At 59.0% G+C, this 23,403-nt stretch carries 18 protein-coding genes and 1 tRNA gene; 8 read left to right on the top strand and 11 right to left on the bottom strand.

Features of this window, described 5'->3' with window-relative positions; translation table 11 throughout:
- Positions 1-4 precede the first annotated feature (4 nt).
- Positions 5-862 carry an IS3 family transposase gene (locus tag H8274_RS01690; RefSeq protein ID WP_276330069.1) on the top strand — a complete coding sequence of 286 codons (858 nt, stop codon included), beginning with the start codon at positions 5-7 and terminating at the stop codon, positions 860-862.
- Here the strand turns inward: H8274_RS01690 and H8274_RS09850 are convergent.
- Both H8274_RS09850 and H8274_RS01680 read right to left on the bottom strand, forming a co-directional pair.
- Positions 859-1,095 carry an integrase core domain-containing protein gene (locus H8274_RS09850; protein ID WP_176700759.1) on the bottom strand — a complete coding sequence of 79 codons (237 nt, stop codon included), beginning with the start codon at positions 1,093-1,095 and terminating at the stop codon, positions 859-861. The two genes, H8274_RS01690 and H8274_RS09850, sit on opposite strands and share 4 nt — an antisense overlap.
- 195 nt (positions 1,096-1,290) lie before the next feature.
- Entirely contained in the window at positions 1,291-1,572 is a 282-nt protein-coding gene (locus H8274_RS01680; RefSeq protein ID WP_049618923.1) for a transposase, read from the bottom strand.
- On the opposite strand from H8274_RS01680, the gene H8274_RS09845 reads away from it, so the two are divergent.
- The 3 genes from H8274_RS09845 to H8274_RS01665 all read left to right on the top strand — a co-directional run bounded on the left by H8274_RS09845 (position 1,571) and on the right by H8274_RS01665 (position 3,814).
- The gene (locus tag H8274_RS09845; protein WP_083078472.1) at positions 1,571-1,948 is read left to right on the top strand and encodes a LemA family protein; all 378 of its coding nucleotides are present in this window, start codon (positions 1,571-1,573) and stop codon (positions 1,946-1,948) included. The genes H8274_RS01680 and H8274_RS09845 overlap by 2 nt on opposite strands.
- Positions 1,949-2,069: 121 nt before the next feature.
- Positions 2,070-3,548, top strand: a complete 1,479-nt coding sequence (locus H8274_RS01670; protein WP_185933665.1) for a DUF2207 domain-containing protein — start codon at positions 2,070-2,072, stop codon at positions 3,546-3,548.
- Entirely contained in the window at positions 3,449-3,814 is a 366-nt protein-coding gene (locus H8274_RS01665) for a DUF2207 family protein (protein WP_074662639.1), read from the top strand. Before H8274_RS01670 ends, H8274_RS01665 begins: the two co-directional genes overlap by 100 nt.
- A 196-nt stretch (positions 3,815-4,010) precedes the next feature.
- Here H8274_RS01665 and H8274_RS01660 read toward each other — a convergent pair whose 3' ends face one another.
- The gene (locus H8274_RS01660; RefSeq protein ID WP_065419396.1) at positions 4,011-5,264 is read right to left on the bottom strand and encodes an SPFH domain-containing protein; all 1,254 of its coding nucleotides are present in this window, start codon (positions 5,262-5,264) and stop codon (positions 4,011-4,013) included.
- A gap of 98 nt (positions 5,265-5,362) precedes the next feature.
- The gene (locus tag H8274_RS01655) at positions 5,363-6,895 is read right to left on the bottom strand and encodes a TFIIB-type zinc ribbon-containing protein (RefSeq protein WP_141670423.1); all 1,533 of its coding nucleotides are present in this window, start codon (positions 6,893-6,895) and stop codon (positions 5,363-5,365) included.
- Positions 6,896-7,357: 462 nt separating this feature from the next.
- Between H8274_RS01655 and H8274_RS01650 the strand changes: the two genes are divergently transcribed.
- Genes H8274_RS01650 through purH form a run of 3 tightly spaced genes read left to right on the top strand, consistent with a single transcriptional unit; the run spans position 7,358 to position 12,196 of the window.
- Positions 7,358-8,053 (top strand): ABC transporter ATP-binding protein, encoded by a 696-nt coding sequence (locus H8274_RS01650; RefSeq protein WP_244924491.1) that lies wholly within the window; start codon positions 7,358-7,360, stop codon positions 8,051-8,053.
- Positions 8,054-8,056: 3 nt separating this feature from the next.
- Entirely contained in the window at positions 8,057-10,579 is a 2,523-nt protein-coding gene (locus H8274_RS01645; RefSeq protein ID WP_185933664.1) for an ABC transporter permease, read from the top strand.
- Between the two features lie 48 nt (positions 10,580-10,627).
- Positions 10,628-12,196 carry a bifunctional phosphoribosylaminoimidazolecarboxamide formyltransferase/IMP cyclohydrolase gene (purH, locus tag H8274_RS01640; protein WP_185933663.1) on the top strand — a complete coding sequence of 523 codons (1,569 nt, stop codon included), beginning with the start codon at positions 10,628-10,630 and terminating at the stop codon, positions 12,194-12,196.
- A gap of 304 nt (positions 12,197-12,500) precedes the next feature.
- Here purH and H8274_RS01635 read toward each other — a convergent pair whose 3' ends face one another.
- Complete coding sequence (locus H8274_RS01635) at positions 12,501-13,100, bottom strand: 6-phosphofructokinase (protein ID WP_185933662.1); 600 nt, start codon at positions 13,098-13,100, stop codon at positions 12,501-12,503.
- Positions 13,101-13,264: 164 nt separating this feature from the next.
- Between H8274_RS01635 and H8274_RS01630 the strand changes: the two genes are divergently transcribed.
- Entirely contained in the window at positions 13,265-13,507 is a 243-nt protein-coding gene (locus H8274_RS01630) for an IS30 family transposase (protein WP_049618913.1), read from the top strand.
- Positions 13,508-14,311: 804 nt separating this feature from the next.
- Here H8274_RS01630 and H8274_RS01625 read toward each other — a convergent pair.
- From H8274_RS01625 to H8274_RS09560, 6 genes are all read right to left on the bottom strand, one after another.
- Positions 14,312-14,387: transfer RNA gene (locus H8274_RS01625), tRNA-Thr, on the bottom strand.
- 214 nt (positions 14,388-14,601) lie between these two features.
- Positions 14,602-16,164 carry an alpha/beta hydrolase gene (locus H8274_RS01620; protein WP_185933661.1) on the bottom strand — a complete coding sequence of 521 codons (1,563 nt, stop codon included), beginning with the start codon at positions 16,162-16,164 and terminating at the stop codon, positions 14,602-14,604.
- A gap of 210 nt (positions 16,165-16,374) precedes the next feature.
- Positions 16,375-17,814, bottom strand: a complete 1,440-nt coding sequence (locus tag H8274_RS01615) for a DNA polymerase III subunit delta' (protein ID WP_244924490.1) — start codon at positions 17,812-17,814, stop codon at positions 16,375-16,377.
- A complete protein-coding gene (tmk, locus tag H8274_RS01610; protein WP_185933660.1) occupies positions 17,811-18,515 on the bottom strand; it encodes a dTMP kinase in 705 nt (234 codons plus the stop codon). Before tmk ends, H8274_RS01615 begins: the two co-directional genes overlap by 4 nt.
- Positions 18,516-18,517: 2 nt before the next feature.
- Positions 18,518-21,334 carry a type I DNA topoisomerase gene (gene topA, locus H8274_RS01605; protein ID WP_185933659.1) on the bottom strand — a complete coding sequence of 939 codons (2,817 nt, stop codon included), beginning with the start codon at positions 21,332-21,334 and terminating at the stop codon, positions 18,518-18,520.
- 64 nt (positions 21,335-21,398) lie between these two features.
- On the bottom strand, positions 21,399-23,360 hold the full coding sequence (locus tag H8274_RS09560) for a methyltransferase (protein WP_244924489.1): 1,962 nt from the start codon (positions 23,358-23,360) through the stop codon (positions 21,399-21,401).
- Positions 23,361-23,403: the final 43 nt, after the last annotated feature.

Genomic DNA, 23,403 nt, shown 5'->3' with positions numbered 1-23,403 from the left:
GCTTATGGATACTCGGTTACATTCATGGCGGCAGTTCTTGGGGTTTACTGGCCAGGGTTATTATGCGTGGCGTTCCCGAAGCGCCCTACGCCAGGCCAGGGCACAGCAGCGGCGGCGTTTTGATGAGGCGGTAGCAAAAGAGTTTGAAAACTCCCGGCAAACTTATGGGGCGCCGCGTCTAGCAATAGCCCTGCGCCGGCGCGGTATTCATGCGGATAAGAAGACCGTGGCCAGGTCAATGAAACGCCAGGGTTTGCAAGCAATTAGTGCCCGCAGTTTTCGCCGTCCGGGCCGCAGAGAAAAAACAGAGTGCGACTATTCGGATCACTGTGAGCGTAAGTGGGATAAAGGTGCCCTGGACCGGGTGTGGATTACCGATTTCACGTACCTGCGTTCCGGGGAAGGTTGGGTGTATCTGGTAGCCATTAGGGATGCCCATTCACGGCGCGTTCTCGGTTATGCAATGAGTGATAAGCAGACCACTCAAACCGTGCTAAAAGCCTTGGATATGGCGATTGGGCTACGAGGGCAAGCGCCACGTAAATTGGTGTTGCACGCGGATCGGGGTGCTCAGTTCACGTCTAAGGAAATGGGCGAGTATATGGAGAGAATTGATGGGCACATGTCAATGGGACGAACCGGGGTGTGCTGGGATAACGCGATGGCTGAAGCTTTTTGGGCGATCTTGAAAGTAGAACATTTCTACCGGTATGCCTTCGCCACGCGCAAGGAAGTTTACGAGTCAGTATCAGAGTGGATCGAAGTGTTTTATAACCGGACCCGGATCCACACGGCTATCGGCGGTCACACACCCGTCGAATATGAATTAATAACCGCGGTACCATTCGTGGAAGCCGCTTAGAAAAACGTCAACAACTTGCGGGCAAGCCCAGACCACAGTCGCAGGCAGTGCGACGCGTGGGCAGGGTCGTCGAACATCTCGTCTTCTAGCAGCTCGTCACGTAGCCGGTTGTGGAAGGACTCCACAAACCCGTTATGCCAGGGCATTCCCGGTGGGATGAACGCTTCGATAGTGTCTTGCTTGGCTGCCCATTGAGTCAGCTCTTGGCTGATGAACTCCGGGCCGTTATCCATACGCAACACCATCCATACGCAACACCCGAGGTCTACCACCACGCACAGCGGCGTACTTATCCGCGCTAGGCTTCTGGTGGCGTTTGCGGGCGTTGTAGTACGCCGCTCTGGATACCCCGACGACCCGGCAGGCAAAGCGCACCGAATAGCCCACTGATAGAGCGTAATCGATGGCTTCATACCTGCGTGCCGGGGTCAGAATTTTCCCTCCGCAAGCTCCTTCAGCAGCGCCTTTTCCAACTCGGCTTCCCCGAGTAAGCGCTTGAGCTTGGTGTTTTCTTCCTGCAGCTCTTTAAAGCGGCGGGCTTCGCTGCGGGACATGTTGCCGTACTGCCTGACCCAGCGATGGTAGGTTGCCTCGCTGACGCCGAGGTCACGGCAGACTTCGGCCACAGTACTACCCGAGGCCTTCAAGGCCCGGGCTTTCTCGAGCTTGGCCACAATCTGCTCAGGGGTGTGCTTCGAGAATTTCTTCATGATTACCAGTCTTCCTGCCCAACAGGGGCTGTCACGGAAGACACGCTCAAATCACATGGTCTATTTAATCCAGCCCAGGCCACGGAGACCCAACGCTCTCCCACTTCTGTTACTAATCTCCCTATGCTCGTACCGGGCATTGACACGTGATGAGTTGAAAATTGAAAGTTTCGGGGGTGTCGACCGATATCGTGAAACGCTTCAAGAGATGCTCGATACAGCTCTCGATGAAGAAAACGCGCTCGCCGAAAACTACCCGGAGCTACGCGCGTCAGAAACCTACTCCTCGGCTATGAGCGCGGTGCAAAAGTATGAAGACAACGTCCGCTACTCGCGCATGATGTACAACGACACGGTCACCAAGCTTAACCGCTAACGGTCACAGTTCCCATCCATGATCGTCGGAGCACTGTTCGGCTTCCGCCGCGAAGAATACTTCGCAAACCAGCCCGGCAAAGCCGAAATGCCCACCTGGTCTTGAGAGCAGTGTCCTGGTTATGAGAGCACTGTGGGCGGCCCTCGTAGCCGCGTTCCTCATCATCACAACCGCTCCCGTAGCAGGAGCGTCCGAGATCTACACGATCGACATCGACGCCGAAATCCAAGCAGACGGCTCAGCCATCATTACCGACACGCGCACGTTCGAAGCCACGGAAGGTACCGAGCACTACATATCGTTCGGCAACCTGCGTGACTCTGACGTCCACAGCTTCTCCGTCGTGCTCGACGGCCAGCCACTCACCGACATCGGTGACTGGGACGTGAACGCAAGCCGTCGAGAAAAGGCAGGCAAGTCCGGCGTCGTCGACACGGGTGACGGTTACGAACTAAGCTTCGGCTTCGGAGAATACGGCCGCCACACAGCTGTTATGACGTACACCGTCACCAACTTCGTCTACACGCTCTCCGACGGCGCCCAAACAGTCTTCTGGCAGTTCCTGCCGCGAAACATGACCGATACAAAATTCGTCAGTATCTCGCTGCGCAACACCGTGGGAGTCACGCATACGCACGAAAACACGCGAATATGGGGATTCGGATACGAAGGCGAATCGGTAATCACTACCAACTCGCTACGGTTAGCCACATCCAAGCCGATCACATCCAACAACCACATGACGATGCTCGCCATCTTCCCCGAACCTCTCTTCACATCCAACGTCAATCGGCCCGAAGACACCGAGTCATTAATAAAGCGCGCGAAAGAGGGCTCCGATTGGGAAGACTCAAACCCTCTTAATGGGGATACCAACGACCTCTTTTCCAAGGCCATCACAGTGATTGGAGCGGTTGCAATCTTCGGGATCCTCGGCTATGTGGGCAGGGCCTTCTTGGTGGCGTTTTTGCGCGCGATTCGGCCGAAACGCTCAAAGTCGGCAGAGTATGTTCACAGTGGGCCAAGAACCCCCAGAGCCGAAAGCGAGTATTGGCGAGAAGTCCCTTACAACGGCCCGATCACAGACATCTATACCCTGCGCGGCTATGCGCTACCAGACCTCGCCACCGCACTATTACTCAAGTGGATTCACGAAGGCGCACTTCGCGAAGTGCAACACGAAGCAGGATGGGTGTTCAAACGCGAAGAAGCAGCCTTCGCCATCGTGCACATGCCCCAACTGCATTCCGACGTCGAAGCCACATACTGGGACTTCATCGTCCGAGCCGCGCGCGACGACGGCATCTTACAACGCAAAGAAATCGAAAAATTCACTCGTAAGAACACCTCCGAAGTCTCCAAATGGCAAACCGCGGCATTCAATTATTCCCGCCAACGCCAGATCGAACTCGGACTGCGCACGGTCGTCGAGAAAAAAGAACGAGTATTCTTCATCAATTACACAAAAAGGAATTCCCGCTCACACAAGCTGGAAAAGACATGCGCAACAAAATCGACGGCTTCAAAAACTATTTGCGCGACTTCTCGCTCCTCAACGAGCGTACAGCCTCAAACGTGCTCCTATGGGACGCATACATGATCTGGGCAGGCTACCTCGGCATCGCCGAAGAAGTCGCCAAACAGTTCAACATCACGGACCCCGCATACGCGCAACAAACCAGCATCTCGCCCACTGCCGTCGCCACAGGAACCTACTTCTCCAACAGGATGGACAGCGTCTACACCGACGCCACCACCAGCAGCTCCAGCTCGAGTAGTAGTTCCTCGTCGGGCCGCGGCGGATCGTCGTCGGTTGGCGGCGGAAGCGGCTCGTCCGGCGGCGGCTCAGGCGGCGGCATCCGATAATGCGCCAGCAGAATCGCTGTGCGGGTGCTCGCTTATGAGCGCTCGCACAGCGGCGTTTACGCAGGTCAAAGCCCAAATAAATGAATAGCGCATTGACCGCCTGAACCTACCCTCCACCTTGCTTGTGTTGGTGCCGCTTTGTGCATGGGTGCTCTTACCTCCACGCTTTCCGGGCGGCCCGCGCCGCGCCAGCGCGTTAGAGCCCGAGCATCCTCTTCTTGAGGGCCTCGTAGTCGGCTTCGGTGATGAGCTCCATCTCGAGCATCTTCTTAGCCTGGGTCAAAGCGGCCACAGGATCGGTTGCTTCGCCGTCCGCAGTACCACCAGCAGTGCCGCCCGCACCGCCGCCTGCAGTGCCACCTGCACCAGCGCCGGCACCAGAGTGACCGGCCGCAGCAGCAGCCGTACCAGCTGCACCAGCGCCGCCAACGGGCTGTTGCAACGCCGCGAGCCCGCCTGCCATTCCGGCGCCCATGCCAAACATGGCCAACCCGCCGCCGCCGGCCTCGCCGGCGGCCTGCACGCCCCGAGCCGCAGACTGTTGCAAGAATGCATTGCCACGTTGACCGGCTAGAGCGTCGGCCTTGCGCACGTCGGACAGTAGCTTGGTCGTGTCGGCGTCGTACTCAATAGCAGCGATCGCGACCGACGGGATGATAAGGCCAAACCGGCTCGTCCAGTGGTAGTTCTCCTCAACCGCGGCAGACAACGAACGGGCAAATCCAACAGAGTCAGCCTGCAGGTTCGCGATCCGCCCGGCACGTTCTGAATCGTTGGAGTAGCGCGAGAAAGCAGCGGCCAAGGAACCGACCAGCTCGGTGAAGAGCTGCTCGCCCACCGGGTTGTCGGAATCGGTGAAATCGAAAACCGGCGCGTCGGGCTGCAGGTAGGTGGCCGGCACAAGGTTTGTGATGAACAGGAATGGGTCGGAGATGCGCAGCGTATACGTGCCGCGTGCCACCGCGCCTACTTGCGTGCCTAGGAAGGCGTCGTCCCAATGGATCTGCGACTGGGTACCAAACCGATTCCCGGTGATTTCCTTGAGGTTCACGAAGATTGCCACGTGCTGTGCGCCGGGCTGGCCGCCGAACTTGAAGCGCTGCCACGACGTCGTCAGCGTGGGTGAGATCAGGCCGTCAACGAATAGCGTCTTCGCGTTTTGGTCGCCGGGATTCCACACGTATCCGCCGGGCTCGGCGATGAAGCTGGTGATCCGCCCGTCGATAAGCGTGACCAGGCCGTAGCCCTGTGGGACCACTACGCGCGAGCCGTTACTCACGATCGCGCGTGAGTGCCGCGTGTTCGAGCCACGCCCCGCGTTCTGCTCCTGCATGACGGCCGGGGCGAGCGCCGCCGTCGGCAGAAGATCGGCGGGAAGGGTGAGGAAGTCGAGCCACTGGTCGGCGAACGCGCCGCCAATCGCGCCGGCGAATGCTTTGATGAATCCCATGTGCTTTCCTCTTCGTGGTGTCGGTAGTGGTTGAAATTCTGGTTGAGGTTCTGTTGTCGGTTCGCGCCTAGCGCCTTCGTGGGCTCACACGCGATGGGTCATGTGGGAGTGTGCCTGGTGATTGTTGTGCCTTCGATACGCATGCGGGGTTGGTGGTCGTTGCGATCTTTGATCTTGCTTTCCCACACGTCCGGATCGTTGTAGTCGAATTCGTCGAGGTGCGTGACGTCCCACAGCTGGGCGTTGGCCTCGTCTTCGAATGGGTGTGTGTCTTCGAGTTTCACGGTCCGCCGATACACCCACGTGATCGAGGTCAGCATGGTGAGCAGCGGTGCGGCTAGCGTGAACAACAGTGCGGCCAGGCCGAGGATCTTTGTTTCGCCTGGCATGCGGAAGAATCCGAGGTAGGTGAGGAACAGGCCGAGCAGGAAAGCGAGCAGCGTGAGGCCGCCGCTGAACGCCATGAGGGTCCGATAGGACACCGGCAGCGAGCCGTTGACCTTGCCGGTCCGTCCGTTGACGGCCACGTGGTAGTCCAACTCCGGCTCTTTCTTCGAGCTGGCGAACCGCGCGCTATAGAGCCATACGGGCAGGTAGATGGCGAACCAGCGCGAGCCCACGAGGTCGATGTGCTGCTTGTCCCAACTTACACCCCGGTCGTAGTTTGCGAGGGTTGGGCGGATGCGCTGGCGGCCGATGGTGCTGACTTGCCAGAGGACGACGTCGGTGAGGTCGTCGACGTCGCGCGTGCGCCGTTCGGACGTGTAGCCGCGCATGAGGTTCGCGTCGAAAGCGACGGCGTTCTCGGTATCGAACGGTTGGAGCGTGTTGAGAATATTGACGGCGCCCTTGGCTCCCACGCCTACGGCTGCGGCGAGCGTCTTAAAAGACGTGGCCAGGATGTTGAACCGGCTCGGGCGCTTTTCGTGGTAGCCCTCTGAGTACACGCTGTAGTCGGCAGACGATTCGACAGCCAGATCGTCGACTGCGATGTTGAACTTTCTCCCAACCTGATAGCTATCGACGTCGTATGACCTCCGCGACCCTTCCATCCCGCGTCCTTGCTGACGTTCCCCGCGTCCTTCGAGCGTGATCGTTGCATTCGCATCAACCACGACATACGGCAAGTACACTGCCCGCACGGCGTCCTTGTTGAATTGGCGGCGAAAACGCCCATCGACCCAGATGCCACCGCTGCGCAGGTGGCGTTTCATCGACTTGATTGCATCTTTGCGGCTGACTTGGAAGGGCAGGATGAGGTCGGGCACGATGCCGTTGGGGATCTGCCGGTTAATCGACAGGGTTTGGCGGCACCAGTGACATTGGGCTTGCAGAGTATTGTCGGTGTGGAGCACGATCTCGCCGCCGCAGCCTTGGCATTTAACCGTAACGAGGTCGGAAGCGTGCTTGTCAATATCGGAGGCGCCCAGCCCGATGTGCATGCCGGTAAGTTCCCGCACGTCGGTGGATGAGTGTTCGGCGACCGTTCGGGTGGTCCACGCGTTCTTGCAGTATGCGCAGGTGAACGTGCCGGCGTCGACCTTGACCTCAGCCGAACCACATCGCGGGCACTTGTTCAGTCCGTGATCGCGGCCCGAGAACGAGTCAATATATCGCGGAGTAGAGGCCACAGTCTCCCTTAGCTCATCGTTACCGTTGCCGAACCTTTTCTTTTAATTTAGCAACGCAAGGAGGAGAGTCGGCAATATTTCGGTAAACGGCAGGTGAACAGTTTGCCGGATGGGCGGGTTTGACTGGGCCCGGCACCAAGCGCGGAGCTAATAATTAAGGATTTAGGGTTTGCTGCAGTAGGTTCGCGGGGTGAATGCAACATCGGTTTGATCTACCGGCTTCCCGACGAAGAAGTCCAACAAGCACAAGACGAAATCAACAACCGACCCCGTGCCATCCTCAACGGCATGACACCACCTGAGAAACTAGCAGAATAAATAAATGACGTATTGACCGCCTGAACCAACCAACTGTAACCTTAAAAACACACATTGGCTACATCATTGAAGCTATTCATGCTTTCAACTGCGGCGATAACTGAGGTCTCCCCCATCACCAACCCAATTATTAGCGTTCGCGGCTTGACGAAAACATTCGGCACCGGGCAGGCGCAGGTCCGTGCGCTACGCGGGGTCGACGTCGATTTTGCTCAAGGCCAGCTCACCGCTGTTATGGGACCATCTGGCTCTGGAAAATCGACGCTCATGCACTGTGTGGTCGGCCTCGAAGAGGCCACCTCGGGAACCGTTGATCTTGCAGGCAAGCGGGTCACGGATCTGAACGAAAAGGGGCTCACCGCACTTCGGCGCGACGAAGTGGGATTCATCTTCCAGTCGTTCAACTTGGTTCCCACTCTTAACGCGCGGGAAAACATCGAACTGCCGGCAACGATCGCCGGGCGCAAAGTAGACCAAGCAGCTTTCGACCACGTCGTGCGCTCTCTAGGAATTGAAGATCGGCTCACCCACCGGCCCTCCGAGCTGTCGGGTGGTCAGCAGCAGCGCGTAGCCTGCGCGAGGGCGATGGTAGGCAAGCCTGCCGTCGTGCTCGCCGACGAACCCACCGGAAACCTCGACTCGACGGCTACCCAGCAGGTGCTCGAGTTCTTGCGCCGCTCGGTTGATGAAGACGGGCAGACGGTCATCATGGTCACCCACGAACCTGAATCCGCGGCGATCGCTGATCGCGTGATTTTTCTTGCCGATGGCCAGATCTCTGGCGAGATTGTGAACCCCACGAAGGAACAGATCTTGGACGCGTTGAAGGAAGGCGAATAAGACGTGTGGAAAGTTACCCTTCGTGATGCGAAGGAGCATGTCGGCAGGTTCCTCATGTCCGTCATCGCCGTGACGATCGGCGTGGCATTCCTCTGCGGCACGCTCTCGTTACGCGACTTGCTATCGGCGTCGTTTTCTAACTTGACGACGTCTACATTCCGCGACGACGTCTACGTGTCTGGCCCGCAGATCGCAACCGATCCAATGCCGATTCACGGCAACCTAACCTCCGCTGATCTGGAGACGATCACGGGCGTTGATGGGGTGCGAGTGGCCTATCCGGTGCGTCAGACGATGGCCTACATTTATGACGACGACGGGAACCAAGCGAACATACCGGGGGCACCCGGGCTGGGATACTCGTATCAGCCAGACACGGACGACGCCCTAATTGTGGACGGGCGCGCCCCAACATCCGGTGAGATTATTATTGAACGTTCCGCCGCAACGCGAGCAGGCATTGAAGTGGGCGACCAGGTTCACCTCGTCATTGACGAACCGACAGCGGTAAGAGTCGTCGGCATTATCGAATACGGCACCCCGATGGCCGGCGCCTCCGTGATCTTGATGGACGACGCCGATCTCGTCGCCCGGATAGGCAAGGAGTTTTCCGAGGTCGCGGTGAAGATTGAGGATGGGGAAACAAGGGAGATTGTCAAGGACCGGCTCGCCGCCCAACTACCCGCCGACTACGTCGTCCAAACCGTAGAGCAGACGCGGGCAGATACCGACGAGGCGGTCGGTGAAATCTTGGACATGGTCAACACTTTCTTGCTGGTGTTTGTGGTGATCGCGATTACGATTTCCACGTTCATCATCACGAACACGTTCACGATTTCAGTGCGTCAACGCCAACGCCAGTTCGCGTTGCTCCGTGCGATCGGTGCCTCGCCAAGGCAAGTGTTCCAGGCGGTCATGTTACAGGCGTTGCTCATTGGCCTCATCGGATCGATCATCGGTGCGGTTGTCGGGCAAGGTCTGTTACTACTCATCAAATCCGGGCTGGAATCGGTCGGCATGCCCCTGGGTGGCTCGGTGCTCGTCACCGGCAAAACTGCCATCATCTCGATTATCGCTGGCACTGTTGTCACTTTGCTTGCAACGCTGCTTCCTTCGCGGCGTGCCGCGCTCACGCCCGCAATTGAAGCGATGCGCGAAGGTAGCGGACAAAAAGAAAAACCGCTTGCCACGCGGACGATTATCTCGGCCGTCCTACTCGTGGCTGGCACCGTGGCCATGGTCATCGGTGCGGTCAACGGAACAGCGGCGCTGTTTGGTCCGGGTGTGGCGGCTATGTTTGTCGGCATCATCGGTGTTATGCCTGCGCTCGTCCACCCGATTGCGGGTGCGACAGGCTGGATTGCTCGCAGGATCGCACCGGCAACTGGTGTTCTGGCTTCGCGTTCGCTCACTGCCAGTCCGCGCAAGACAGCCACGACGTCGGTGGCGCTCGCGATCGGCGTGGCTCTCGTGTGTGCGGGAAGTTCGGTGGCTGCCTCGCTGGAAGAGACGATCTTCGAGAACGTCGACACGGAGATTTCTGCTGACATTTTGGTGACCACACACATGCAGGTGCAAAACGGTCCGGAGATCGCGAAAGAATTCGAGAAGATCCCCGGTGTGGCAACCGTGGATGCGTCGATGACGAACGGATGGGCCGTAGCTAGCCCGGTCAGCGCACAGGAGCCAAGTACCGCGACGGTGATGGCGGGCGCGTCGTCGGCCAAGGCCATCGGGTCATTGGGTATGAAGTTCGTGGAGGGCGAACCGGACGTGTTGGAATCCGGTCAAGCTGCGGTGTTCGATAACACGGCCGCGAGCATCGGCGTCGGCGTCGGTGACGACATCGCGCTGACCTCTCCAGATGGGATGGTCGTCGTGAAGGTGGGTGCCATTATCGAAACCGGCACGCTCACCTTCGGCCAGCCACAGATCGTGTTGCCTGCGCGCCTTGCACAAGATCTGCAGCCTGCCCAGTCACATAATCCGCTCATTGCCGTGTTCGTCGAAGACGGCGCTGACGTTTCAGCTATCAAAGCTGAGATTAACGATCTGGTGAAAGACCAGTACGTGTGGCTTGTCTCAGATCGGGGCGATATGAAGAATATTGCCGGCGGCCAGGTCACTATGCTGCTCACCATGTTGTATGCGCTTCTTGCGCTGTCGGTGGTGATCGCCGTGATCGGCGTCGTCAATACGCTCACGCTGTCGGTGGTGGATCGCACACACGAAATCGGGCTGCTCCGCGCCGTTGGCATGCAGCGTTCGGGCGTGCGGCGCATGGTGTTACAAGAATCGGTGATTATTACCTTGCTTGGCACTTTGGTCGGGGTCGTGTTCGGCACGGCGCTAGGGCTTGGGCTCACCCGGTTTATGGCCGACGACGTCGCCACCACCTACGTCATTCCGTGGCAGGCGATCGGAGTAGTGATCGTGGTTGCTCTGATCGTGGGCGCGCTGGCCGCGTTCTTGCCGGCCCGCAAGGCCGCCAAACTGGACGTGTTGGACGCGATTGCCGAGGACTAGCCTCGCAGTTGTGTTGGTGGCGAGGGCATAGACTGGGCGCAGTGATCGTTGGAGGTTATTGTGGCGAAACGTGCGCTAATTTCGGTATTCGACAAGACGGGCATCACCGAGTTCGCCCGGGTGTTAGCCGGCGCGGGGTACGAGCTCGTCTCGACCGGCTCAACGGCTGGCGTGATCGAATCTGCAGGACTCGACGTGACGCTCGTGGAAGACGTGACGGGATTTCCGGAGTCTTTCGACGGGCGGGTCAAGACTTTGCATCCGCACATTCACGGCGGGATCCTCGCTCGGCGTGACGTGCACGGCGAGCAGATGACCGAACTTGGTATTGAGCCGATCGATATCGTCGTCGTCAACCTGTATCCGTTCGCCGGGGCAGTGGCGAGCGGGGCAAGCCACGCCGAGTGTATTGAACAGATTGACATCGGCGGGCCGGCGCTCATTCGCGGGGCGGCGAAGAATTATCGCGACGTCGCCGTCGTCACTGATCCTCGTCAATACGATCAAGTGGCAGCGGAGCTGGAAGCGTCCGGCACGGTCAGCGATGGCCTGCGTGCCGAATTGGCCGCTGCAGCATTCGCGCTCACGGCCAGCTACGACGAGCAGATCGCTCGCTGGTTCGCAGACCCAGACGTGGCCGATAGTGAAGCAGCCGGTGGCGACGAATGCGCGCTTCCTCAGACGCTTACAACCACATGGCACAAAGAAACCGACCTGCGCTATGGCGAAAACCCGCATCAGCCGGCAGCGCTGTATCGGGACGCCTCCGGGGTCGGGCTCGCGCACGCCCAACTGTTGGGCGGTAAAGCCATGAGTTTCAACAATTATCAGGACACGCAGGCAGCTGTCGACGCGGTCTTCGACCACGAGCAGCCCGCCGTCGCCATCGTCAAACACGCAAACCCGTGCGGAGTTGCGATCGGTGCTGACGTTCGCGAGGCACACGAGCGCGCCCACGCCTGCGATCCTGTGTCGGCCTACGGCGGCGTCGTCGCCGCGAACCGCCCCGTCACAGCAGCACTGGCCGAGCAGCTCGCGCCCATCTTCACCGAAGTGATTGTCGCACCAAGTTTTGACGACGACGCGCTCGCGATCTTGCGCACGAAGAAGAATCTGCGGATCGTTCAGACGGGCCCGAATTATGAGCGGTACGGCGTCGTGCCGATTAGCGGCGGCGCGCTCATCCAGGAACGCGACATGGCGTACGCGAACCTGGACGACTGGGAGCTCGTGGCCGGCCAACCCGCTGATCCTGCTATGCGAGCTGACCTCGAGTTTGCCTGGCGGGCAGTGCGGTGCGTGAAGTCGAACGCGATCTTGCTTGCCGACGGCGGCGCAACAGTCGGTATCGGGATGGGGCAAGTAAGCCGTGTGGACGCCTGCCTACTTGCTGCCATGCGCGCGAACACTCTCACCGACCACGAGCGTGCTCGGGGAAGCGTGGCAGCATCGGATGCGTTCTTCCCATTCCCAGACGGGGTGAAAGCGCTGGCTGACTATGGCGTGCGAGCTGTGGTGCAACCAGGCGGGTCGATCCGCGACGGCGAGGTTATCGCCCTCGCACAGGAGGCCGGCATGACCATGTACCTCACGCACACCAGGCATTTCGCGCACTGATGAGCGGGGACCCGATGGATTCAGATTCGCGTACACCGAACAAGTTCCCGCCAGCGGGCGTCTACGCGCTCGGTCTGCTGTAGTTGGGCATCATTGTCGCGCTTGCGTTTGCTGTCGACGTGAAAACCGCGGCCTACGTGCTGGGCGGCTCCCTTATCGCCTACGCCGGTGCTCGGGCAATCTTGCCGACGGGAGCCATCCCACGCGTGCGTTCTCGAAGATTAACGACGCCGGGATCGCCCTCGTTTTCGCGGCGCTCCTGTTTGTGCTTGGCAGCTGGGAAACACTTTGCCGGTGTAGCCGGCTAGTAGTCCACCACGAGGTGCAGCTGGCGCAAGTCGAGATCAGCCGCTGAATCGGAGACGACGTAGACGATGTCTTTCAGCGGTAGATACCGCGGGTCGGAGGGCAGGCGGTCGTCCATGTCGATCAGTTCGCTCATGTGCGCGATTGGCCGCGCTTCGATTTCGCCGTCGATCATGCCCACGTGGTAGGACACGTGCCGGCCGGCGTCAAGAAGCTCCTGAAGTTTCGTCATCGCCGCGTCCACGAGCCGCACCGCTAGCGTGCGATCGAACGGTGAAGGGTTCCCGCCTTGCTGGGCGTGCCCAAGCACAACCGAACGCACATCAAACAGCTGGTTGCCTTCCTGTTCGAAAATGTTGCCCATGACGTTCGCGTTGTAATGCTCTGACGCGTTCTCGTTACGGACCACAAGATAGAGTTGGCGTCCGGATTCAAACGAGCTGATCATCTTCTTCGTGTCGCGTGTCAGCTGGCTGAGCGTCACGCCGTCTTCGTAAAGATAAACCTGTTCGGCGCCGGGCAGATTGTTATCGATCGACGTGGGTACCAGCATCATCGGGATTTTGAACGCCGGGTAGCGGTCTTGTTCGCGTTGCATCTCGTAGGCCGCCGTGGGTAGGTTCGCGGGGTGAATGCAGCATCGGTTTAATCTACCGGCTTCCCGCCCGTCGCGATTCACCTACCGTGATCGAAGCGTTGAAGGTGATGATCAAAGACCTGCCAGCGAAAATGGTTACCTTGACCTGGGATCAAGGAGCGTAAATGGCTGAAGTTCATGACTTCGAGATCGACTCCAGAGTCAAGGCGTACCTCGCTCACCCGAATTCACCATGGGAACACGGACCAAACGAACGCTACAACCGCTTCATCCGTGAGCACTTCCCCAAAGGAACCGTCTTCACCTGCATCACCGACGAAGAAGTCCAACAAGCAAAAGACGAAATCAACAACCGACCCCGTGTCGTCCTCAACGGCATGACACCACACGAGAAACTAACAGAATAAATAAATGATGCATTGACCGCCTGAACCTACCCACTGCCATCGGTACCCATAGAGATATTGACTATGGAAGCTTTAGTACTCTCCTCCCCCGCAACGGCTTGCGGTATCGCGGCCGGTACCAGCGCCATGCTGGCCACGGCTACCGCTAATCCGGCAGCACATAATTTTTGTGAAGCTCGCTTGCCAGGGTGGTTAAGGCGCCCACGCTGAGGACGCCGCAGAACAGTGGAGAGATTTGCAAGCATGTAGCGAATCCATTCCCGACGAAACTGTGCATGATTCAGCTGCCTCAGCATAACAATCGCGGTTGTGAACATTTTTCGCAATTGCCTTTTTAGCGCCACAAATTGGCGCACAGTAACTTGCAATTCATCTTCTCAGCGATGCAAAGTTTGGCGAATACTCAAGGATTTTCCGGCGCCCTCACCCCGGACTAAAGCACTAGACCGCAATCCTAAAAGTGTGACGGACCCCTCGCGCGAGGTTTTCAAACTGCAAGATTTCAGGCACGGGCCCGTACGCACCCATTTAGAACTTTCGTCCCATGCATTGCCGGCGCTATCTTGCGGATCTACACCTGGATGTTCCTGCCGGCTTCCGCACAACCGCGCAGCCGATGCCTGAGGATAAAACTGGTACCGAGAACATAACTGGTAAAACCGGCGCCCACGCATGGTAACGACCCAGCAGTATTACCGCCCAAAATCCGCCATTTTCAACGCGGGTTATATCAAAAAGCGGGGTAGATATAAGCGGTTGTAACAGAACGTGCTCACAACAAACGCGCTCATATCAAAAAGAAAATGGAGCCACCTGAGAGAATCGAACTCTCGACCTATTCATTACGAGTGAATCGCTCTGCCGACTGAGCTAAGGTGGCCTGTTGCCTCGTTTACCTGTTGGCTAGATACCGTTGGTTAGACGAAAGCACGCGTATAACCTTAGCGATAGGTTCACCCTTCCCGCAAATATTTTGGAGTGGTATTCACAACTCCACGCGGGAAGCCGCCGCCCGCGCAATGGACACCTTCCGCGCGGGCGGCACGAACTTCACTGCCTTACTGCACTTACTGTGCTTTGTGCTTACCGCGCCATTACTGCGCCGGGCAGGTTAGGCCGTCTTGGGGCACGGTGCCCTCGAGCAAATACTTATCGAGCGGCGCGGCAATGCACTGGTTGTCCGGGTTATAGGCGGTGTGGCCGTCCCCTTCATAGGTTACGAGCACTGCCGATTCCAAGGCCTTCGCCAGGTTTTCCGACCACTGATAAGGCGTGGCCGGATCGTAACGGGTTCCTACTACCACAACTGGCGGAGCCCCCTTCCCGGTGAAAGGCCCGGGCACAGCATCCGGATGGTAAGACCAGAATTTGCACGAGTCACTACCCACGTACATGGCCCCCAGAATTGGGAAGTCTTTAGCTTTCTCTACTCCCGCGGCTAACTCTGCTTCGGTAACAGCCGGGTAGTCCGCGCAGTTGATCGCAAAGTTTGCTTCCGAAGAATTGTCGTAGCTGCCGTCCGGTTTACGCCCAACAGTCAAATCGCTCATCAGCTGGAAAGTGGAGGCGTCATTGTGTTTTTGCATCGCGCCGAAAGCAGTACGCGCGATCGCCCAATAGTCCGGGTCATACATGGTAGTGACCAGCCCGGTCATGACTTGCCCTTCGTTTACTGGCCGGCCCGGTTCACCTTCATAGGGTTGGGTTTGCGCGCGGGCCAAAAGTTCCTGCATTTGCGCGATGCCTTCATCCACAGTGCCGTGGAAGGGGCAATCTTCTCGCGTCAAACAATCTGCCATGAACCGCCGGAAGACGGTTTCAAATGCCGCGGTTTGCTCCACCGACATTTCCTGAATGCCCAAACTGGGATCCACCGCGCCGTCGAGAATCATCCGCCCCACATTTTGCGGGTAGTACTCCATGTACTGCGTGCCGAGCAAAGTACCATACGAGTACCCCACGTAAGTGAGCTGCTCCTCGCCAGTGAGCGCGCGCATCACGTCCAGATCGCGGGCGGCTTGGTTAGTGCCCACATAAGGTAGCAGTTCCCCGGATTGCGCATCGCATCCCTTGCTGAGAGTTTGCAGATCAGCGTCAAGTTTTTGCGGGGTTTCCGGATCGTCATCCGGGTAGCTTGCGGTAAGTACGCGGTCTAGTTCGGCATCGCTCAAGCACTTCACCGGGGTAGATTTGCCCACCCCGCGCGGGTCGAAGCCCACGACGTCGTACGCCGCCAATACTTTATCCGAGAAGAAAGCGTTGATCCCGTCTACCATTTCGATCCCGGAACCACCCGGACCTCCCGGGTTCACGAACAAAGTGCCAATTTTCTTGCCGGAGGCCACGCGTTTCTTCATGGCCACGGTAATAGTTTTACCTTCCGGCTGGGCGTAATCGAGCGGCACTTGGATATCGGTGCACTGTGCCGCAGGCCCGCAGTCTTTCCACTCCACGGGCTGGTTATAAAACTCTTCGAGACCTTCCGGGATCGGCCCGGCGGGTATCTGTGGCGATTCAGCTCCGGCTTGCGGGCCGGGCGCCGAAGCGCTCGTTTCCTGCTTATCTTTCCCGTACAGGGCTCCCGTGCCACAACCCGCGAGCGCGAGGGGCATAACCAGGGACACAAGGGCGGTTACTGCGGCGGCTTTTTTCCTCATACGTAGACGATATTAGACTTTCGTTCCCGCCGCGTAGTTCTCCACAAAGCGTCGTTTCCACAAGGCCGTTTCCGCGCGGCCCTTACCACCCGGGTAGCGTTCGCGCCTCGTAACTTCTCACTGCATCCAGCAGATCGACCGGGTGCCCACCACCAGCCTCCCGCCATTAACCAGCCAACCGGGCGCCCGCGCCCGCTGCCGTACTATTTCCTATTTCGGTGGGCGCAAAGTCACGTAGGCCGCTTCGAGGGCGAGCTGGGGTGCCACATTAGCTTTTAGTCTTTGCCGGGCTTCCGTGAGCGCGTCCATCCGGTTAACGGTCAAAATCGGCGTGGTGCTGGCCGCGATCTGGGTGATCTGGGCAGAAAAATCGGCATTGACGAGCGGCACGCCGGCCCCCACCTGCACGGTGAGTACGTCCCGGTAAACGGAAAGCAGATCTAGGAGTGCCATATCGAGCCGGTCCCGCGTGGTGCGGGTTTGCCGCTGTTTTTGCCGGCGGCACAGGTCCGTCCACATGCCGCGTTGCGCCGGTTTCAGTTCCCGGCTGTGGGTAACACCAAGTTGGCGTTTGAGTTCTTTGCGTTCGCGTTTTTCCAGTTCGGTAAGCCACGGATTTTTGACTTGGGCTTCTTCATCTTCCGGATGTTTTTTCGCGTACGCTGCAAGCTCGTTTTCCCGCTGTTTTTCTTCCGCAGAATCTTTGTAGTCGTTATATAAGCGCTGGGCGGCGAGCACGGCGTCGCCCACGGTTTTCATGGAAAACACACCCCGCAAAGTAAGCTCCCGGTTGGTGCGGGTTTTCGCGTCCGTAGCGAGCCCGGTGGCGCGCCCGATATGCGACTGGGCGGCGCGGGCATACTGCAGCGCACTTTCCGGGTCGGTACCGTAGCGTTCGGTAAGCAGGCGGGCAACATCTTCCACGTGCGGTACTACGAGGGAAACGTGGCGGCAGCGCGAACGGATTGTGGGAAGCATGTCTTCCGGTGAGGGCGCGATGAGGATCCACACCGTATCGCGCGGCGGTTCTTCGATGGCTTTGAGCATCACATTGGTGGTGCGTACGAGCATGCGGTCGGCGTCTTCGATCACGATAATGCGCCGCCGGCCCGCCGTGGGATAGTCGTACGAGCTAGCTACCAGTTTGCGGGTTTCTTCCACGGTGATAGTGACGCCGGAGGTGGAGAGCCATTCCACGTCCGGATGGGTGCCGGCCATTACCATTTGGCAAGCCCGGCAGGTTCCGCATCCGGGCGCGGTGCCGGTACATTGCAGGGCGGCAGCAAAAGCGCGGGCGGCTTGCGAACGCCCCGAACCAGGTGGCCCGGTAATCAGCCAGGCCTGTGCCATAGCTTGCGGGGAAATCTCCCCGAACGCGGCTCGCACCTGCTCCGGAATCTGCACCGCAGCGGTGGCAGAGGAAGCCGGGGTTGGTGTTGCGGTGGGCGCCGCGCTAGAAATTGCGGTGGCGGAGCCTCCGGTAGCGGAGGTGGGGCCAGCGGTAGTGGAGATGGGGCCAGCGGTAGGCGCGGCGGGCGTGGCGTACGACGTCGTACCTGCCGCGGCGTCGGTAAGCCGGGCCGCCCACGCGGCTTTATACAGTTCGCGTGCCGCCGCATCTTGGCCGATCAAGCTTTGCCACACGCTCACAGCTGGCCGCTTTCTGCCGCCCCGGCCGGGCGCGCCGCGCCGCCTAGGCCCGCCGCACCGGCGGGGCCTGGCGTCCCGGTAAGCCGCAAGCCGGCGAGTTTGGGGGCGATCACTTCACGTACTTTTTGCGCGATTTCTTCGGGCGTACCAGCCGCATCCACAACCTGGTAACGGGCGGATTCGGCCTTCGCCATTTCCAAGAATTTATCGCGCACTTCCTGGTGGAACTGGCAGCCTTCTGCTTCAATCCGGTCTGCTCCGGTATGTTTGCTCGCGCGCCGCAAACCAATATCTGCCGGCATATCCAACAGCACGGTTATATCCGGCCACAGCCCGCCGGTAGCCCATTCGGAAATCTCGCGAATGCCGCTGAGCTCCCGGCCGGCCCCTTGGTAGGCGATGGAAGAATCGATATAGCGATCCGTGATCACAATCGCACCATCGGCTAAGGCCGGGCGGATCAAAGTTGCCACATGTTGGGCGCGGTCTGCCGCATACAGCAAGGCTTCCGCCCGCGGTGCCACTTCCCCGCCATGCAAGAGCATCTGCCGCACTCTTTTACCCAGCGGGGTACCGCCCGGTTCGCGGGTCACCAGCGTTTTATAGCCTTCCGCTTCCAACCACTGGCCCAATAGTGCGGCCTGCGTGGTCTTCCCGGCGCCATCCCCACCTTCAAAAGAAATAAAGATGCCCTGCCCCATAGTTATGCCTTCTTCGCGGTGCTCTTCGTTGCCGTACTCTTCTTCGCAGCGGGCTTCTTAGCTGCCGTTTCCTTGGTGGTACTTGCTTTTGCCGTAGCCGCCTTCGTGGTAGCAGTCTTCTTAGCCGTACTCTTCTTAGCCGTACTCTTCTTCGCGGTGGTCTTCTTCGCGGTGGTCTTCTTGGCGGCGGGCTTTTTGGCTTTGCCGCGCGGGGTTTTCTTCGTTGCGGCAATGCGTTCACGCCGCTCCACCAACAAAGTGAAAGCACGGTCCGCGGTTATATCCTCCACGCTGTCTTCCTTACGCAAAGAAGCGTTTACGGAACCATCCGTTACGTAGGGGCCGAACCGGCCGTCTTTGAGGACCACGGGTTTACCCGTTACCGGATCGTTCCCAAATTCTTTGAGCGGAGGTGCAGCTTGCCGGCCGCGGCGCTGCTTGGGCTGGGCGAGCAACGCCCGCGCTTCTTCTTCCGTGAGGGAGAAAATCTGTTCTTCGCTTTCCAAAGAACGGCTCTCCGAACCTGCCTTAATGTACGGCCCGTAGCGGCCATTGGTAGCCATAATCGGTTCGCCTTCCGCAGTTTTCCCAACTTCCCGCGGGAGGCGCAAAAGCATCAGCGCCTGCTCCAAAGTCACCGTTTCCGGTTGCATACTCTTCAGTAGCGAAGCCGTGCGCGGCTTGGGAGCCTTCTTCGAAACCCGGCCGGTAGGCGTATAAGCCACCTCCCCTTCCGGAATAATCTCCGAAACATAGGGGCCGAAACGCCCGGTTTTCACCACAATTTCGTGGTTCGTTTCCGGGTCGATTCCCAGTTCCCGATCCCCGGCCGCAGCCTTCTCCAAAATTTCCTGCGCGGCTTCTACCGTAAGCTCATCGGGAGCCATACCTTGCGGTACCGAAGCCCGCTGGCCACTTTCTTCCACTTCCAGGTAAGGACCATACCGGCCATTGCGCAGGTTAATACCTTCCCCAATCGGCGTGGTATTTACCGCCCGCGCATCAATATCTCCCAGGGATTCCACGCGGCCTTCCAGGCCCTTATTTTCCCCATCGCCGCGCCAAAAAGCGGAAAGATAATCCACGCGGTCTTCTTTCCCGGCCGCGATCAGATCCAAATCTTCTTCCATCTTGGCGGTGAAATCATAATCCACCAGTTCCGGCAGGTTTTCTTCCAGCAAACGGATTACCGCAAAAGCCGTCCAGGTAGGAACCAAAGCTTGCCCGCGATGCTCCACATAACCCCGATCAGTGATCGTCGAAATCGTAGAAGCATAGGTAGAAGGCCGGCCAATCCCCAACTCTTCCATCTTCTTCACCAGGGAAGCTTCGGTATAGCGCGGCGGCGGCAAAGTTTCGTGGCCGGTAGGTTGCGGTTCCGAAACGGCCAACTCTTCACCCTGCGTGACTTCGGGCAAGCGGGTTTCTTTACCGTCGTCGTACCGTGTTTTATCGCGACCTTCTTCGTAAGCAGCCAAGAACCCGCGGAAGGTAATCACCGTGCCAGAAGCGGCGAAAACCGCGGTTTGTGCACCGGCAGCCCCGCCCAGCGGGGTTTCGATCCGCAAAGAATCGGTGTGCCCGGTAGCGTCTGCCATTTGCGAGGCTACCGTGCGTTTCCAAATCAGTTCATAAAGCGCAAATTCTTGCCCGCGCAGTTCCCGGCGTACTTGTTCAGGAGTGCGGAAATGGTCACCGGCCGGGCGAATAGCTTCGTGCGCTTCCTGCGCGCCCTTCTGTTTCGAAGCATACATACGCGGCTTTTCCGGCAAATAGTTTTGCCCGTACAGTTCCTTGACTTGCTTGCGCGCCGCCGAAACCGCTTGCGTGGAAAGGTTCGTAGAATCGGTACGCATATACGTGATGTACCCGGATTCGTAGAGACGCTGCGCGGTGCGCATGGTTTCCCGGGAGGACATTCGCAACTTACGTCCCGCTTCTTGTTGCAGGCTCGACGTCGTAAACGGTGCCGCAGGCCGGCGGCGATACGGTTTTTCTTCCAGTGAGGTAATAGTGGCATGCCCGCCGCTAATCGCCTCCGCGATTGCACCAGCAGCTTCCGCGTCGAGGGCCCGCACTCCGGCCTTGATAGCGCGGGGCGTGAGAGCGCCGTCGTCGCCAAAATCTTTTCCGGTGGCGATCCGCGCCTCATCTACGGACTGTAGTTTCGCCTCAAATTCGCCCTTCGCGGCGGTGAAAGTGGCCGTTACATCCCAATATCCGGCGGGTACGAAAGCCATGCGTTCCCGTTCGCGTTCGACCACTAGCCGCGTGGTCACGGATTGCACGCGCCCGGCAGAAAGACCGGCAGAAACTTTACGCCACAGGAGCGGGGAGACTTCGTAACCCACCAAACGGTCCAAAATCCGCCGCGATTCTTGGGCATCTACCAGTTTGGTATCCAAATCTCGCGGATTTTCCAGGGCGCGGTTAATCGCTTCCTGCGTGATTTCGTGGAAAACCATGCGTTTGGTAGGAACTTCGGGCTGGAGCACTTCATACAAGTGCCAGGCAATGGCTTCCCCTTCGCGATCCTCATCGGTGGCGAGTAGGAGTTCGTCGCAATCCTGCAGTGCTTCTTTGAGTTCAGCAACCGTTTTCTTTTTATCCGGCGCCACCACATAGTAAGGAGTGAAATCCCCTTCCACATCCACCGAGAATTTCCCGTACGGGCCCTTTTTCATCGACTCCGGAAGTTCTGATGGTTGGGGAAGATCCCGGATATGCCCCACCGAGGCCATAACCTCATATTCGGGGCCCAGGTACTGGCCAATAGTTTTTGCTTTGGCCGGCGACTCCACAATAACGAGCGTGCTCAAAAGCTTCCCTCCACTTTCCACTGGTGAAATAGCAGTCTACACATTCGGGTTTCGAGACATTGCCTCATCCGTCCGCTGCTGCGTATTCCTCAAGCACCCCGAGCATAACGGCTTCTCGAATTTCCGGCATGACCGTATCTCTAATTTTTTCTTCAGTTTCGCCATAGATGCTAGCAACCGCCGCGATCAGGGCACCGAGCGTTACGTCCCCATCACAGGCCCCAATAATGGCGGCGGTTTCCGAGCTGACCGGCAAAGATTGCCCAAAACCGGTGGTTTGCACGAGCATAATCCGCGCTGGATCTTCCGCGCCCGGCGCATACACCCGGTGCTCCATCACGTCTCGCTTGCGCCAGCGCAGTTTTTCCATTGCTGCTTCACCTAGATGGCGGCTATCCGCTACCCCGCATAAATGGCGGCTACCCCACACGCGTGCCAAATGGTAGCGCAACTTGGCATGCGGCTGGCCAGAAAGTTCTTGTTCCCAGAAAACCGGGGTGCGGGGGTTATGGGGCTGGCTGAAAATACCGTAGCCGAAAGAAATATGTGCGACGCCGCGGGCCTCGAAATCTGCCAGCCAGGCAGCATAGTTTTCCTCATAGTCCGGATCGCGGGGGCGGGAACCGGCGTCGCGCAACCACATTTCTACATAGCGGGCACAATCTACTCTTTCCCGCTCAATAAACCAGGCATCTAACCCGGATTGTTGTGCCCAGCGCCGCGGATGGGCATACCAGGGTTGGCCGCCGGGCACTTCCGCATTCCCCAAAATATAGGCCCGGCCTGCCGGAGCTAAATATTTACCGAGCCCGGCAATCAGCTCGCCTACGAGCTCATCGCCACCCATACCACCATCGCGGTAGGCGAAAACGCGTTTTTCGCGCAAACTTTGCGGGGTAATTACGAAGGGCGGGTTGGAAACGATCGTCTGGAATTGGCCTTCTACCGGTTCGAAAAGCGAACCTTGCCGCAATTCGATATTTTCTGTTACTTGCGCCAGCGCGGCATTGAGCGCCGCAAAACGCAAAGCCCGCGTAGAAATATCGGTGGCCACTACCTGGCATCCGGCCCGGGCCGCCACAATTGCGTGATATCCAGCGCCAGTTCCTAAATCGAGCACCCGCCCCGCCGGGTACATGACTACGCGCGCCAAAGTACTCGTAGCCCCGCCCACCGGCATCACGTAGTCCGGGCTGGGCGTGCGGCCTGCGAGCTCCCCAAAATCGGAGGCAATCAGAAACTCTTGGCCGGTGGTGGCAGCGCTGTTGGCGTTCGCGGCGGTACCGGCGATGGTGCTGGTTGCGCTGCCGGTGTTGGAGCCGGCACCGGTACCGGAGGTGTGGTTAGCGCGGCCGCGAGCGCCGCCGCGTCTATCGATGCGCTTGGCGCTTCGCATATTTTGGCCGCCGTCAAGCATTGCAGGTGTGGCGCCTGCCCCTGCGGATGGGGCGCCTGCTTCCGCAGCTTCGGCCGCATAGCCGTCTAGCACCGGCACTATTTGGAACTGTGCTTGCCACAAATCTTGCGTGGCGGGTTCTGCCGGCGCAGCTCCGGGCGCGGTTGCGGGCACGGTTGCGAGAGTGGCTGTGGGCGCGGTTGCCGGATCCGTGGATTTAGCTCGCGCGGCTGCGGGCGCGGTTGCCGTAGCTGTGGAATCTGGTCCCTCGGCTTCGGGTAGCGCTGCGGGCGTGGCCATGGTGAGTAGCGCGTGCCGCGCCGTCGGGTTTGCCCACGTGGCAGGCAAAGCCGCGGCAAGCGTGCCGGCAGGTAACGGTTCACCGAGCATTAGCAGCAAAATCTGTGCCGCCAGCCGCTGGGCAGGCGAAAATGCCCCGGAAGGCTCCGGGCTGGCTGCTAGTAGCGCGTGGCAGCGCCGTACTGCGGGCAAGCGTTGTTCACGCAAAACGGCACCGTAAGCTACCTCGCCGAGTAATTCACGCACCGGGCCGGTCCGGTAAGCGGCAAGGTCAGCGCGCAAAGTAGCGGCAAGTTGTTCCACGCTAGCGGCGGGCAAGAATTCGTCCATGGGTTCACCCTACTGCCCTGCGCTGCCGTGTTTATGCGCCCGC

Origin of the sequence: Actinobaculum suis (assembly GCF_900618115.1) — a bacterium.
Classification (GTDB): Bacteria; Actinomycetota; Actinomycetes; order Actinomycetales; family Actinomycetaceae; genus Actinobaculum; species Actinobaculum suis.
The sequence above is the reverse complement of the archived record's forward strand: the minus strand, read 5'-3'. Positions and strand labels throughout refer to the sequence as shown.

Excerpts from the sequence above, each read along its gene's own strand:
- H8274_RS09845 (WP_083078472.1), top strand. The coding sequence starts at position 1,571 with ATGATTACCAGTCTTCCTGCCCAACAGGGGCTGTCACGGAAGACACGC.
- tmk (WP_185933660.1), bottom strand. The coding sequence starts at position 18,515 with ATGGGGCAGGGCATCTTTATTTCTTTTGAAGGTGGGGATGGCGCCGGG.
- H8274_RS01665 (WP_074662639.1), top strand. The coding sequence starts at position 3,449 with ATGCGCAACAAAATCGACGGCTTCAAAAACTATTTGCGCGACTTCTCG.
- H8274_RS01635 (WP_185933662.1), bottom strand. The coding sequence starts at position 13,100 with ATGCAACGCGAACAAGACCGCTACCCGGCGTTCAAAATCCCGATGATG.
- H8274_RS01690 (WP_276330069.1), top strand. The coding sequence starts at position 5 with ATGGATACTCGGTTACATTCATGGCGGCAGTTCTTGGGGTTTACTGGC.
- H8274_RS01660 (WP_065419396.1), bottom strand. The coding sequence starts at position 5,264 with ATGGGATTCATCAAAGCATTCGCCGGCGCGATTGGCGGCGCGTTCGCC.
- H8274_RS01630 (WP_049618913.1), top strand. The coding sequence starts at position 13,265 with ATGGCTGAAGTTCATGACTTCGAGATCGACTCCAGAGTCAAGGCGTAC.
- H8274_RS01680 (WP_049618923.1), bottom strand. The coding sequence starts at position 1,572 with ATGAAGAAATTCTCGAAGCACACCCCTGAGCAGATTGTGGCCAAGCTC.
- H8274_RS01670 (WP_185933665.1), top strand. The coding sequence starts at position 2,070 with ATGAGAGCACTGTGGGCGGCCCTCGTAGCCGCGTTCCTCATCATCACA.
- H8274_RS09850 (WP_176700759.1), bottom strand. The coding sequence starts at position 1,095 with ATGGATAACGGCCCGGAGTTCATCAGCCAAGAGCTGACTCAATGGGCA.
- H8274_RS09560 (WP_244924489.1), bottom strand. The coding sequence starts at position 23,360 with ATGGACGAATTCTTGCCCGCCGCTAGCGTGGAACAACTTGCCGCTACT.
- H8274_RS01620 (WP_185933661.1), bottom strand. The coding sequence starts at position 16,164 with ATGAGGAAAAAAGCCGCCGCAGTAACCGCCCTTGTGTCCCTGGTTATG.